The organism is Microbacterium limosum, assembly GCF_036324365.1.
GTDB lineage: Bacteria > Actinomycetota > Actinomycetes > Actinomycetales > Microbacteriaceae > Microbacterium > Microbacterium limosum.
Genome location: NZ_CP137080.1, coordinates 2,577,500 through 2,589,797 on the forward strand (window position 1 = coordinate 2,577,500; position 12,298 = coordinate 2,589,797).

The following is a 12,298-nucleotide window of genomic DNA, read 5'->3' on the forward strand; positions in this document are numbered from 1 at the left end:
CGAACTGAAACAATGACCACCATCGATGCACGAAGGGGCGTTCCATGGTCGATGCCGAGCGGGATGACGAGCGCACGCGCGGGGCGCTCCGAGCCGCGCAGATGTACTACATGCAGGACCTCACGATGGAGGCGATCGCGAGGGAGCTGCACACCTCTCGATCGACCGTCTCGCGGCTGCTCAGCCACGCTCGGCAGAGCGGACTCGTCGACATCCAGATCCGCTCGCCGTTCGACGCCACCTCCCACACCGAGCGCGACCTCTCCGCTCGCTACGGCGTGGCCGTGCACCTCGTGCCGACGCCGCCCGACGTCAGCGACGTCGACCGGCTGGAGCGGGTGGCGCTGACCGCGGCGCGCATCCTCGCCCGGTTCATCGACTCGAACATGACCCTCGGCATCGCGTGGGGATCGACCGTGAGCGCGATCAGCCGCCACCTCGCCGCGAAGGACACGCACAACGTCACCGTCGTGCAGATGAACGGCGCCGGCAGCTACCTGACCACCGGGATCGATGTCACGAGCGAGATCCTGCGCCGATTCGGCGAGGCCTACGGCGCCAAGGTGCAGCACTTCCCGGTACCGGCGTTCTTCGACGACCCCGCGACGAAAGATGCCGTGTGGCGCGAGCGCAGCACGCGACGCGTGCTGGACATCCAGTCCCGCATGGACGTCGCCCTGTTCGGCCTGGGCTCGCCGTTCGCCGAGGTCCCGAGCCAGGTGTACATCGGCGGGTACCTCGACGACGGCGACTTCGCGAGCCTCGACCGGGACGAGGTCGTGGGCGATGTCGCGACGGTGTTCTACCGCGTCGACGGCAGCTGGCAGGACATCGAGCTCAACCAGCGCGCCACCGGTCCGGCGTTCGACGAACTGCGCCGCGTGGCGCGCCGCGTCTGCGTCGTCGCCGGCGAGCAGAAGCTGCCCAGCCTGCGCGGCGCCCTCAACGCCCGCCTGATCACCGACCTCGTCATCGACGAGGGCTCGGCGCGGCGCCTCCTCGCAACCCCCTGACGCACGTTCGTGCACGGGGTGGCACGCATGCGTCCGCCCTCCGTAACGTAAGCAGAGGTCTCGCCGTCGCGACGCTTCACCGACAAAGGAGTTGCCGATGTCCTTCATCCTCGCCCTCGACCAGGGAACCACGAGCACCCGCGCGATCGTGTTCGACCGCCGCGGGCGCGTCGTGTCCTCCGGTCAGCTGGAGCACCGGCAGATCTTTCCCCGCGCCGGGTGGGTCGAGCACGACGCCATGGAGATCTGGCACAACACGCAGGAGGTGATCGGCGTGGCGCTCGCCCGCGCCGACATCACGCGGCACGACATCGCGGCCGTCGGGATCACCAACCAGCGCGAGACGACCGTGCTGTGGGACAAGCGCTCGGGCGAGCCCATCCACAACGCCATCGTCTGGCAGGACACCCGTACGCAGCCGCTCGTCGACCGCATGGCGGAGGACGGCGGGCGTGACCGCTTCCGCGATCTCACCGGGCTGCCCCTGGCGTCCTACTTCTCCGCGACGAAGATCGCCTGGATGCTCGAGAACGTCGCCGGCGCGCGGGAGCTGGCCGACGCGGGCCACCTCGCCTTCGGCACCACCGACACCTGGCTCCTCTGGAACCTCACGGGAGGCCCGGACGGCGGGACGCACGCGACGGACGTGACCAACGCCAGCCGCACCCTGCTGCTCGACCTGGCGTCGCTGCAGTGGCATCCCGAGCTGCTCGACGCCTTCGGCATCCCGGCGTCGGTCCTCCCCGAGATCCGGTCCTCCTCCGAGGTGTACGCCGAGATCGAGCCGTCGAGCCTGCTGCGGCATGTCCCGGTCGCGGGGATCATGGGCGATCAGCAGGCGGCGACCTTCGGCCAGGCGGCCTTCACACCCGGCGCGAGCAAGAGCACCTACGGCACGGGGAACTTCCTCGTGGTCAACACGGGCGACGCGCCCGTCCGCTCCGAGAACGGCCTGCTGAGCACCGTGGCCTACCGGCTGGGCGACGATCCCGCCGCGTACGCCCTCGAAGGCTCGATCGCGGTCACGGGCTCCCTCATCCAGTGGCTGCGCGACAACCTCGGCATCATCGACAGCGCACCCGCGGTCGAGGCGCTGGCGGCGTCCGTCGACGACAGCGGCGGGGTCGTGATCGTGCCGGCCTTCTCCGGCCTCTACGCCCCCCACTGGCGTCCCGATGCGCGCGGCGCCATCCTCGGCCTCACGCGGTTCGCCGACCGCCGGCACATCGCCCGAGCAGCCCTAGAGGCCGTCGCGATGCAGACCCTCGAGGTCGTCGGCGCGGCGAACGCCGATATGGGAACGCCGATCACGCAGCTGCGGGTCGACGGCGGGATGGTGCAGAACGACCTTCTGATGCAGATGCAGGCCGACTGTCTCGGCATCCCGGTGGTCCGCCCGAGCGTGTCGGAGACCAGTGCGCTCGGCGCCGCCTTCGCCGCGGGGCTCGCGGTCGGGTTCTGGTCGGGCCTGGAGGAGCTCGAGTCGCTCTGGCGCGAGGACCGCCGGTGGGAGAGCACGACGACGCCCGAGGAGCGGGCCCGCCTCCGCGAGCGCTGGCAGGATGCCGTGTCGCGCACCCTGGACTGGGAACGGCAGGAGCCGTAACCCCGGACGGAGTAGGGCCGAGCCGCGGTCGGCCCTACTCCGTCCGCGCTCAGCGGGTGCGCTGGCGGGCTCCGGCGCGCGTCAGCGTGACGCCGTGCCGCTCGCGCAGCTCGGTGATCGCGAGGGCTCGTTCCGCCTCGACGCGGGCGTCGTCCCAGCCGGCCGCCTCGACGAGGGCCGAGAGGACCTGCTCGAGCACCTCGCCCGTGAGGTGGCCCGTGAAGGCGAGGTCCGTACGGCGCAGCACGACATCGGTCGCGTGGACGACCTTCTCCTGCGACACCATGTAAGCCACCTCGGCGGTCGACAGGAGCGGGCCCGCGATGGCCTCGTCATCCGGCTCCACCTCGGCGATGTACCGGGCGACGTCCCGCGCGCGGGTGCCGTAGCGCTCGAGGAGCACCCTGCCCCGCTCCGGCGAGAACCCGGCCAGCTCGCGGCGGATCCAGGCATCGGCCTCCGCCGGCGAGGGGAAGTCCCGCCCGCCGCCGATGGCCAGGCCGTCGGTGGACACGACCCGCTCACGTCCGATGAGGGCGAGCGTGCGATCGGCGAGGTGTTCGCCAAGGGCGCGGAAGGTCGTCCACTTGCCGCCGACGAGGTCGAGCATGGGTGCTCCCGGACCCTCGGCGTCGACGATGCGGTAGTCCCGCGAGACGAAGCCGGGGGCGAGGTCGTCATGGCGGGGCAGGGGGCGGATGCCGGAGAACCGGAAGACGATGTGCGACCGGTCCACCGCGATGTCGGGGAAGACCTGCGCGATGAGGTCGAAGAAGTAGTCGACCTCCTCCTCGGTGCACACGGCGGGTTCGGCCGGGTCCGCGTCGATGTCGGTCGTGCCGACGAGCACGCGGTCCTTGAGCGGATACACCAGGACGATGCGGCCGTCGTCGTGCTCGAAGAAGATCTCCCGTCCGCCGGTGGCGGCCAGCAGCTCCGGGTGGTCGAGCACGATGTGCGAGCCCTTCGTGCCGCCGGTCAGTGCGCTCTCGCGACCCAGTGCGGCGTTCGTGAGGTCGAGCCAGGGGCCCGCGGCGTTCACGATGACTCGCGCGGCGATCGTCTGCTCGCGTCCGGTCAGGAGGTCGCGCACGATCACCCCGTTCGGCGCCGCGCCGACCGCCTCGACGTACGTGAGCGCGGTCGCGCCCTCGTGGCTCTCCGCATCGAGCGCGACATCCAGCGCCAGGCGCTCGGGGTCGCGCAGCGACGCGTCGTAGTAGGTCGCGGTGAAACGGAAGTTCTCCGCCAGGCGGGGAAGCTCCTCGCGAGACGCCTTCTTCCCGAGGAACCGATGGCGCGGCACTGCGCCGCCGTCGCGCGAGAAGAGGTCGTAGATGGTCAGGCCGACCTTGATCAGGAGGGCACCGCGGGCCTTCGGCGTGCCCTGCGTGTGCGTGAGGAAGCGCAGCGGGGCGGCGAAGAGCCCTGAGAACACCGTCGTGATCGGAATCGTGGTGCGAAGGGGGGACACATGGTGGGGCGCCGTGCGTAGCAGCGCGTTGCGCTCCCGAACGGATTCGCGCACGAGGCGGAACTCGCCGTTCTCCAGGTAGCGGATGCCGCCGTGGATCATGTGGCTCGACGCCGCGCTCGCGCCCGAGGCGAGATCGCCCCGCTCCACCAGAAGGACGCGGACTCCCTGCATCGCGAGATCGCGGAAGGTCGCGAGGCCGTTTATGCCGCCTCCGATGATGAGAACGTCGTAGTCCGGGTCGGCGAACGCGGTCGCGACATCCGGGCGTGGATCAGCCATGTGTCAGTCCTTTCCACAGGCCAGGATCACGCGCCGAGCAACAATGCGCAAGCGATCTGCACACACGTGCAGATCGCTTGCGGCTCGCGGTGGTCGGCTCAGCGCTCGAGGACGACCGCCAGCCCCTGGCCCACCCCGATGCAGATCGCGGCGACCGCGACGCCGCCACCACGGCGCGCGAGCTCGTGCGCCGCGTGCCCGATGATGCGGCCACCGGAGGCTCCGAGCGGGTGCCCGATCGCGAGCGCCCCTCCGTGGATGTTGAGCTTCTCGGGGTCGAGTTCGGGCCAGCCCGCCAGGCACGCGAGGCTCTGCGAGGCGAAGGCCTCGTTCAGCTCGACGAGATCCACGTCGGCCCAGGTCCTTCCCGCTCGCGCGAGGGCCTTGTTCGCGGCCTCGATCGGGGCGATCGGGAACTGATCGGGATCGACGCCGTGCGCCGCGCGACCCGTGATCCGGGCGAGGGGCTCGGCATCCAGAGCACCCTCGGCCCCAACCAGCACGGCCGATGCGCCGTCGTTGATCGACGACGAGTTGCCCGCCGTGACGGTGCCGTCGGCGGCGAACAGGGCCTTGAGCCCCGCCAGCTTCTCCACCGACGTGTCGCCGCGGATCCCCTCGTCGCGCGCCAGCTCCGCACCCGGCACCTGCACGATCTCGCCGTCGTAGACACCGTCGGCCCACGCCTGCGCCGCGAGTCGGTGCGAGCGCACCGCGAACTCGTCCTGCGCCTGCCGGGAGATGCCCCACTCGCCCGCGATCTTCTCCGCCGACTCCCCGTTGCTGATCGTCCAGTGCGAGGGCAGCGCCTTGTTGATCATGCGCCAGCCGATCGAGGTGTTCCACATCGTCTGATTGCCCACACCCGGCCACGGCTTCGGCGACTTCTCGACGACGTAGGGCGCACGGCTCATCGACTCCACGCCGCCGGCGAGGACGAGGTCGGCGTCGCCCGACTCGATCGCCCGCGACGCCTGGATCACGGCCTCGACGCTCGAGGCGCACAGGCGGTTGACGGTCACGCCCGTCACGGACGTGGGGAACCCCGCGAGGAGAGCCCCGAAGCGGGCGACGTTGCGGTTGTCCTCGCCCGCCTGGTTGGCGTCGCCGAAGATCACGTCGTCGATGCGGGCGGGGTCGACCCCGCTGCGCTCGAGCGTCGCCTTCATGACGAGCGCGGCGAGGTCGTCGGGCCGCACGCCGGCGAGGGCACCTCCTGCCCGGCCGAAAGGCGTGCGGACGGCGTCGTAGATGACGGATGCGGTCATGTCGGTACCTCTCGTGTGGTTGGAGCCCTGTCGCGGCGGTCGCCCTGCGGCTCGCTCACCGGGCGGGCGCGAGCCTGAGCCCCGTCAGCTCCTGCAGGGACTCGACGGTGTTCTCCCCGAACGCCTCGCGCAGGGCGAAGCCGTCGGGGGTGACGTCGAACACCGCGTGGTCGGTATAGACCCGGCTGACGCATCCCACGCCCGTCAGCGGGTAGGTGCACGCCTCGACGAGCTTGGATTCGCCCTGCTTCGTGAGCAGGTCGGTCATGACGTAGACGTCCTTCGCGCCGATCGCGAGATCCATCGCGCCGCCCACGGCGGGGATCGCGCCCGGCGCACCCGTCGACCAGTTGGCGAGATCGCCCGACTGCGAGACCTGGAAGGCGCCCAGCACGCACACGTCGAGGTGGCCGCCGCGCATCATCCCGAAGGAGTCGGCGTGGTGGAAGTAGGCGGCCCCGGGCAGCGCCGTGACGGGCTGCTTCCCGGCGTTGATGAGGTCGGGATCGATCATCCCCTCGGCGGGGGCCGGTCCCATCCCGAGCAGCCCGTTCTCCGTGTGCAGGATGATCTCGAGACCCTCGGGCAGGTAGTTCGCGACGAGGGTCGGCGCGCCGATGCCGAGGTTCACGTAGGCGCCCTCGGGGATGTCCGCCGCGATGCGCTGCGCCAGCTCCTGGCGCGAGATGCGGGTGCTCACTGCCGACCCCCCTCGGTGGTGGATGCCGCGGCATCCGCCAGCCGGCGCCCTTCGATGTCGACGCCGCCGACGAACTCGCCGTCCCGCAGCCAGGCGCGCTCCCCGACCGCGACGACGCGGTCGACGAAGATGCCGGGGGTGACGACGGACTCGGGGGAGAGCGAACCGAGCGGCACGACCTGATCGACCTGCGCGATCGTCGTCGTCGCGGCCGCCGCCATGATCGGGCCGAAGTTGCGGGCCGTCTCGCGGTAGACGAGGTTGCCCCAGCGGTCGCCCGAGAGCGCGCTGATCAGCGCGTAGTCGGCGCGGATCGGGTACTCGAGCACGTAGCGACGCCCGTCGATCTCGCGCTCCTCCTTGCCCTCGGCGAGCTCGGTGCCCACGCCCGTGGGCGAGAAGAAGGCGCCGATCCCGGCGCCCGCCGCGCGAATACGCTCGGCGAGATTGCCCTGGGGAACGAGCTCGAGCTCGATCTCCCCGTCGCGGTAGAGGCCGTCGAAGACCCAGGAGTCGCTCTGGCGCGGGAACGAGCAGACGATCTTGCGCACCTGCTTGTTGGCCAGCAGCGCGGCGAGCCCGGTGTCCCCGTTGCCTGCGTTGTTGTTCACGATCGTGAGGTCGCGGGCGCCGTGGGCGATGAGGGCGTCGATCAGCTCGACCGGCTGGCCGGCGCGCCCGAACCCCCCGATCATGACGGTCGCCCCGTCGGGGATGTCGCCGACCGCGTCTGCGACGGTGGGTACGGATTTGTCGATCACGCGCTCTCCTCACCAAGTGTTCGCTATGCGAACGCAAGTGCGCTCTGCGATCATTCTACCGCGTCAGCCCTCGGAGGAGTAGACCTCGCCCGCGATCCGGAAGGCGGTGTTGGCCGCCGGCACCCCGCAGTAGACCGCGGACTGCAGGATGACTTCCTTCACCTCATCGATCGTCAGCCCGTTGCGCAGCGCGGCACGCAGGTGCATCACCAGCTCCTCGTGGTGACCGAGCGCGATGAGCGCCGTGAGCACCGCCACCGAGCGCGACCGCCGGTCCAGGCCGGGCCTCGACCAGACGTCGCCCCACGCGACGCGCGTGATGAAGTCCTGGAAGTCGGCGGTCAGATCCGTCGTGTTCGCGACGGCGCGGTCGACGTGCGCATCGGAGAGCACCTCGCGGCGAACGCCCATGCCCTGCTGCCACCGGCCGCCGTCGGTCAGGCCCTCTCCCTCCGGCCGGCTCATCGTGCCGCCTCCGCGAAGAACCCGCGCAGGAGCACGGCCGCGGCATCCGGCTGCTCTGCGGGCGCGAGGTGTGAGGCGTCGTCGATGCGCAGGACGCGTCCGTCCCGCACGCCCTCCGCGATCTCCACCGCCGACGCCTCGGGCGTCACGGCGTCGAACTCGGCCCACACGGCCGCGACGGGCACCTCGATGCGGGCGAGACGATCGCGCACGTCGTACACCGCGAGCGCCTCGCAGCAGAGCGCGTAGTTCTCGTCGTCGGTGTCCCGCAGCGCGTGCAGCAGGCGTCCGCCGATCTCGGGGCGACGCTCGAGGGACCCGGGGGCGAACCAACGACCGGCCGACGCGGTCACGAGGCTCGACGTGCCCTGCGCGCGTACCTGGGCCGCGCGCTCGCGCCAGGCCTCCTCGTCGCCGAGCTTCGCTCCGGAGCAGACGATCGCCGCGGCATCCACGAGGCGCGGGTGGCGCAGCATGAGCTCGAGCCCGACCGCCCCACCGAGGGACACCCCCGCGTACAGGATGCGATCGGCGCCGGTCTCGGCCACCGCCGCCGCCACCGCGTCGGCGATCTCGCCGACCGTGAACGGCTCGGTCGCGGCGGGGGCGTCGCCGTGGCCGGGCAGGTCCCACGCGCACACCCGGTAGTCGGCGGCGAGCAGCGGCACGACGTCCTCCCACAGGATCGCGGAGGTGCCCAAGGACGGGCCGAGCACGACGAGCGGCGCTCCGGCCGGCCCCACGGGCTCGGTCATGCGGATGGCGGGGACGGTCATGATTGCTCCTCGAGAAGGTGGTCGGTGAGGGATGCCGCGGCGCCGGTGTAGCCGGCGGCGTCGAGCAGCCCGTCGATGTCGAGCGCCGCCGCCTCCGGCAGCCGCCGCACGCGATCGCCCAGGTCGTCGCCGCGCGCCACGGCCGCGACGATCTCCGCCACGCGCTGCTCTCCGATGAGCGGTCCGAGCACGAGGGAGAGGCGTTCGGCGAGCACGAGCCCCCGCGTGGTGGCGAGGTTGCGCGCCACGGACGCGTCGTCGACGCGGAGGCCGGCCACGAGGGCCGCGGCGTGGGCGGTCGCGCCGCGCGCCGTCCGCAGCAGCTCGCGCAGCGCCGGCCACTCCGCGTGCCAGGCGCCGTCGGGGCGCTCGTCGACGGCGAGGGCCGACGCGACATGAAGCGTCGCGCCCAGCTGGGGCGCCCGGATCGCGGCGGAGCGGATGAGGACGGATGCCGCGGGGTTCTGCTTCTGCGGCATCGCCGAGGAGCCCCCGCCCGCCCCCTCGGCGAGCTCGCCGACCTCGGTGCGCGACAGCGTCGCCACGTCGGCGGCGATCTTGCCCACGGCATCCACCGCCTGCACGAGCGCGTCGCCCAGTTCGGTGACCGGCCAGCGGTGGGTGTGCCAGGGGGCGTCGGGAACGGCCAGGCCCGCCTCCGCGGCAAACGCTGCCGTCAGCTCGAGGGCCGCGGCGGGCGATCCAGTGATCTCGACGAAGGACGCGAGGGTGCCGCCCGCGCCCGCCAGCTGGGCGGGAAGGGCCGCACGGGCGGCATCGAGCCGCCGCCGGGCTCGACGCACGCCGCCCAGCCAGCCGGCGGCCCGAAGGCCCACCGTGGTCGGCACGGCGTGCTGCGTCAGCGTGCGCGCGACGGTGAGGGTGTCGCGGTGCGCCCCGGCGAACCCGGCCAGCGAGCGCTCGGTCTCCCGCAGCGCGGAGGCGACTCGGGCGGAGGCGGAGGCCGCCACCCGCATGAGCGCCGTGTCGAGGATGTCCTGGCTCGTCGCGCCGCGGTGCACCCACAGCCTCGACCCCTCCGGCACCGCGGCCTTCAGCGCGCCGACGAGGGGGATGACGGGATTGCCGCCCGCCACCGCCGCCCCGGCGATCCCGGCCACGTCGAGCCCATGGCCGACGCACCCCTCCTCCGTGCCGCGCCAGTCGAGGGCACGGTCGATCTGCGCGACGGTCTCGCGCGGCGCGTGGCCCGTCCGCGCGTACGCGCGGGCCAACGCGACTTCCGCGCTCACGAGCGCGCGGAGGACCGCGGCATCCGTCACGTCGCCGTCGTGGCCCACGCTCACCGGCGAGAGCAGCCCCTCGTCGAGCGGCTCCCTGGCGGCAGCGGGATCCTCGGCGAGGGGGGACTCAGAAGGCAAGGAAGACGGTCTCCTTCTCGCCCTGCAGCCAGATGTCGTGCACGAGGTGGCCCTCGGGCGTGCGTGTTGCGATGAGCGTATCGCGCTCGGCCGGGCTCAGCTGCGACAGCAGGGGATCCGCGGCGAGCGCCTGCTCGTCGTCGGGGAGGTAGATGCGCGTGTGGAGCTTGTTGGGCAGGCCGCGCGCGAACACGACGACGGAGAAGAAAGGGGCTTCGCCGTCGACCGACCCCGGATTGCGGGTCCAGAACTCATAGTGGCCGTCATCTGTCGTCGCGGCGCGACCGAAGCCCGTGAAGGTGTGGTCGTCGCGTCTGCGCGATCCCCGGGCGGCGGGCACCGATCCGTCGCTGTCGGCCCCCCAGATCTCCACCAGGGCGTCGGGGATCGCCGATCCGTCGCCGTCGAGGACGGTCCCGCCGAGCACGATCGCGCCGGGCGTGTGAGGGAAGGCGACCTCGTGCATCTTGGGATAGACGAGGCCGAAGGCGAAGAACGGACCGATGGTCTGTCCGGAGGTGGGCGCGAGGGTGCGCGGACCCATCTCGCGCGGGGTGCGGGTGGTCATCAGTGCTCTCCCTCGGGCTCGAACCAGGTGGCGTCGGGACCGTCGACGACGATGTCCCATCGGTAGCCCATCGAGAACTCGGGCACCGTGAGGTCGTGGTCGTAGGCGGCGATGAGCGCGTCCCGATCCCGCTGGTCGCGGATGGTGTTGTAGATGGGGTCGAGCGCGAAGAGCGGATCGCCCGGGAAGTACATCTGCGTGATGATGCGCTGCGTGAAGCCCGACCCGAAGAGGGAGAAGTGGATGTGGGCGGGTCGCCACGCGTTGACGTGGTTCTTCCAGGGATACGGGCCGGGCTTGATCGTCGTGAAGAAGTACTCGCCCTGGTCGTTCGTGACGGTGCGGCCGGCGCCGGTGAAGTTCGGGTCGAGCGGCGCGGGGTGCTGGTCGCGCTGGTGGATGTAGCGCCCCGCGGCGTTCGCCTGCCAGATCTCGACGAGCTGGTTCGCGAGCGGGCGCCCCCACGAGTCGAGCAGCCGCCCGGTGACCGTGATGCGCTCGCCGAGGGGCTCGCCGGCGTGCTGCAGCGTGAGGTCGGACTCGATCGCCGCCACATCGCGCTGACCGAAGGCGGGCGAGTAGAGCTCGATCGTCTCGGGGTCCACCAGGCGGGGGTTCTTCGTCGGGTGTCGCAGCACGCTCGAGCGATACGGCGGGAAGTCGAACAGCGTGGTCGGCACGCTCTCGCCCGCGGCGACCCGACGCTCTACGTCGGCGTGGATGTCGCGGATCTCCTGCGTGATCTGCCGCTGCGTCGCCTGATCGGGGGCGGCCAGCAGGGACTCGGGAGCCGCGAACTGCTTCGCGGCGGTCGCGTGCGAATCGGCCGGGTTGGCCGCGTCGGGGCTCGCGGGTGTGGACATCGTGTCTCCTTCGACGAGGACGTGCCTCCAGGATGACGCGCCGCGCCGCGGCATCCCGGCACCATTCCCACTGAATGGGATTCTTACGAACTCCGCAGCGCGCGCGTGAGGTCCGCCGCGGCCTGCACGACGAGAGGGCCGAGCCGGCGCTCGTCGGCGCTCTCCAGCCGCACGACGATGCCGAGCGCCCCCCTCGGCAGCCCCTCGACGCGACCGAGCGGCGCCGCCACCGAGACGTTGCCGAGCGTCATCTCCTCGCGGGTCATCGCGTACCCGCGCGCCCTCGCGCGCTGCAGGTCGGCGCGCAGCTGCGGCTCGGTCGTGACGGAATAGGTCGTCTCGCGCTGGAGCGGCACGGAGAAGTACCGCCGCATCCACTCCTCGTCCCGCGTGGAGAGCAGGGCCTTGCCCACACCGGTCGTGTGCAGCGGATGGCGCCCGCCCATCCGGCTGAGCGTCGGATACGACGCCTGCCCCGAGAGCCGTCCCACGTAGAGCGCGGCGGCCTCCTCCGGCGTGGGTGCATCCAGCACGGCGAGGTGGACGTTCTCCCCGGTCGCGTCGTAGAGGCGCGACATGTGGGGCAGGGCGGTCTCCCGCAGGCGCAGTGCGAGGGGAGAGAGCTCGCCGAGCTCCCAGAGCCGCGCCCCCACGGTGTAGCGGTGCCCCGGAGCCCGCGCGAGAAGACCGTGCTCGAGCATCTGCGCGACGAGCCGGTGCGTCGTCGACGACGCCAGCCCCGTGCGGGCGGCCAGCTGGGCGGCGGTCAGCGCGGGGTCGTCGTCGCCGAAGCACGCCAGCACCGACATGGCCCGCGCCAGCGTGCCCGCGCCATTGCCCGCGCCCGCCCCGTCGCCCGCGCCAGCCCCGGCATCCCTGCCCGCACCCGCCCCGTCGCCCGCGCCCGACGCGTCCGCGCCCGCCGCGGCATCCCTGCCCGCACCCGCCCCGTCGCCCGCGCCAGCCCCGGCATCCCTGCCCGCACCCGCCCCGTCGCCCTGCTCCATCCCGCACCCCTCCCCCTCGAACGTACCGCGGCGCGCCGCCGCACCGCCCTCACCCGCCCGGTCCTCCCCTGTCGGATATCGACCCTCGTGCACCCCGCGAGCGTCGATATCCGACAGGGGAGCGCCGGGGAAG

At 72.1% G+C, this 12,298-nt stretch carries 12 protein-coding genes; 2 read left to right on the forward strand and 10 right to left on the reverse strand.

Annotated features, from left to right (window positions below; genetic code table 11):
- Positions 1 to 44: 44 nt before the first annotated feature.
- The gene (locus tag RYJ27_RS12395; protein ID WP_330170600.1) at positions 45 to 1,013 is read left to right on the forward strand and encodes a sugar-binding transcriptional regulator; all 969 of its coding nucleotides are present in this window, start codon (positions 45 to 47) and stop codon (positions 1,011 to 1,013) included.
- A 97-nt stretch (positions 1,014 to 1,110) separates the two neighbouring features.
- Positions 1,111 to 2,619 carry a glycerol kinase GlpK gene (gene glpK, locus RYJ27_RS12400; RefSeq protein WP_330170601.1) on the forward strand — a complete coding sequence of 503 codons (1,509 nt, stop codon included), beginning with the start codon at positions 1,111 to 1,113 and terminating at the stop codon, positions 2,617 to 2,619.
- Positions 2,620 to 2,668: 49 nt separating this feature from the next.
- On the opposite strand, the gene RYJ27_RS12405 is transcribed toward glpK, so the two are convergent.
- The 10 genes from RYJ27_RS12405 to RYJ27_RS12450 all read right to left on the reverse strand — a co-directional run bounded on the left by RYJ27_RS12405 (position 2,669) and on the right by RYJ27_RS12450 (position 12,165).
- Positions 2,669 to 4,375, reverse strand: a complete 1,707-nt coding sequence (locus tag RYJ27_RS12405; RefSeq protein WP_330170602.1) for a glycerol-3-phosphate dehydrogenase/oxidase — start codon at positions 4,373 to 4,375, stop codon at positions 2,669 to 2,671.
- A gap of 98 nt (positions 4,376 to 4,473) precedes the next feature.
- Positions 4,474 to 5,643 carry a thiolase family protein gene (locus RYJ27_RS12410; protein ID WP_330170603.1) on the reverse strand — a complete coding sequence of 390 codons (1,170 nt, stop codon included), beginning with the start codon at positions 5,641 to 5,643 and terminating at the stop codon, positions 4,474 to 4,476.
- A 55-nt stretch (positions 5,644 to 5,698) separates the two neighbouring features.
- Positions 5,699 to 6,343, reverse strand: coding sequence for a 3-oxoacid CoA-transferase subunit B (locus tag RYJ27_RS12415; RefSeq protein WP_330170604.1), 645 nt, complete (start codon positions 6,341 to 6,343; stop codon positions 5,699 to 5,701).
- Complete coding sequence (locus tag RYJ27_RS12420) at positions 6,340 to 7,104, reverse strand: 3-oxoacid CoA-transferase subunit A (RefSeq protein WP_330170605.1); 765 nt, start codon at positions 7,102 to 7,104, stop codon at positions 6,340 to 6,342. Before RYJ27_RS12420 ends, RYJ27_RS12415 begins: the two co-directional genes overlap by 4 nt.
- Positions 7,105 to 7,167: 63 nt before the next feature.
- Positions 7,168 to 7,569 (reverse strand): 4-carboxymuconolactone decarboxylase, encoded by a 402-nt coding sequence (pcaC, locus tag RYJ27_RS12425; RefSeq protein WP_330170606.1) that lies wholly within the window; start codon positions 7,567 to 7,569, stop codon positions 7,168 to 7,170.
- Complete coding sequence (locus RYJ27_RS12430; protein WP_330170607.1) at positions 7,566 to 8,345, reverse strand: alpha/beta fold hydrolase; 780 nt, start codon at positions 8,343 to 8,345, stop codon at positions 7,566 to 7,568. The genes pcaC and RYJ27_RS12430 overlap by 4 nt, the downstream gene beginning before the upstream one ends.
- The gene (locus RYJ27_RS12435; protein WP_330170608.1) at positions 8,342 to 9,727 is read right to left on the reverse strand and encodes a lyase family protein; all 1,386 of its coding nucleotides are present in this window, start codon (positions 9,725 to 9,727) and stop codon (positions 8,342 to 8,344) included. The genes RYJ27_RS12430 and RYJ27_RS12435 overlap by 4 nt, the downstream gene beginning before the upstream one ends.
- Positions 9,717 to 10,295, reverse strand: coding sequence for a protocatechuate 3,4-dioxygenase subunit alpha (gene pcaG / locus RYJ27_RS12440; protein ID WP_330170609.1), 579 nt, complete (start codon positions 10,293 to 10,295; stop codon positions 9,717 to 9,719). The genes RYJ27_RS12435 and pcaG overlap by 11 nt, the downstream gene beginning before the upstream one ends.
- Positions 10,295 to 11,158 (reverse strand): protocatechuate 3,4-dioxygenase subunit beta, encoded by an 864-nt coding sequence (pcaH, locus tag RYJ27_RS12445; protein ID WP_330170610.1) that lies wholly within the window; start codon positions 11,156 to 11,158, stop codon positions 10,295 to 10,297. Before pcaH ends, pcaG begins: the two co-directional genes overlap by 1 nt.
- Before the next feature lie 83 nt (positions 11,159 to 11,241).
- Positions 11,242 to 12,165 carry an IclR family transcriptional regulator gene (locus tag RYJ27_RS12450; RefSeq protein WP_330170611.1) on the reverse strand — a complete coding sequence of 308 codons (924 nt, stop codon included), beginning with the start codon at positions 12,163 to 12,165 and terminating at the stop codon, positions 11,242 to 11,244.
- Between the last annotated feature and the right edge of the window lie 133 nt (positions 12,166 to 12,298).

What these genes read in the sequence shown, in the direction of transcription:
- RYJ27_RS12395 (WP_330170600.1), top strand. Translation starts at nt 45, where the DNA reads ATGGTCGATGCCGAGCGGGATGACGAGCGCACGCGCGGGGCGCTCCGA.
- glpK (WP_330170601.1), top strand. Translation starts at nt 1,111, where the DNA reads ATGTCCTTCATCCTCGCCCTCGACCAGGGAACCACGAGCACCCGCGCG.
- RYJ27_RS12405 (WP_330170602.1), bottom strand. Translation starts at nt 4,375, where the DNA reads ATGGCTGATCCACGCCCGGATGTCGCGACCGCGTTCGCCGACCCGGAC.
- RYJ27_RS12410 (WP_330170603.1), bottom strand. Translation starts at nt 5,643, where the DNA reads ATGACCGCATCCGTCATCTACGACGCCGTCCGCACGCCTTTCGGCCGG.
- pcaC (WP_330170606.1), bottom strand. Translation starts at nt 7,569, where the DNA reads ATGAGCCGGCCGGAGGGAGAGGGCCTGACCGACGGCGGCCGGTGGCAG.
- RYJ27_RS12430 (WP_330170607.1), bottom strand. Translation starts at nt 8,345, where the DNA reads ATGACCGTCCCCGCCATCCGCATGACCGAGCCCGTGGGGCCGGCCGGA.
- pcaG (WP_330170609.1), bottom strand. Translation starts at nt 10,295, where the DNA reads ATGACCACCCGCACCCCGCGCGAGATGGGTCCGCGCACCCTCGCGCCC.
- pcaH (WP_330170610.1), bottom strand. Translation starts at nt 11,158, where the DNA reads ATGTCCACACCCGCGAGCCCCGACGCGGCCAACCCGGCCGATTCGCAC.
- RYJ27_RS12450 (WP_330170611.1), bottom strand. Translation starts at nt 12,165, where the DNA reads ATGGAGCAGGGCGACGGGGCGGGTGCGGGCAGGGATGCCGGGGCTGGC.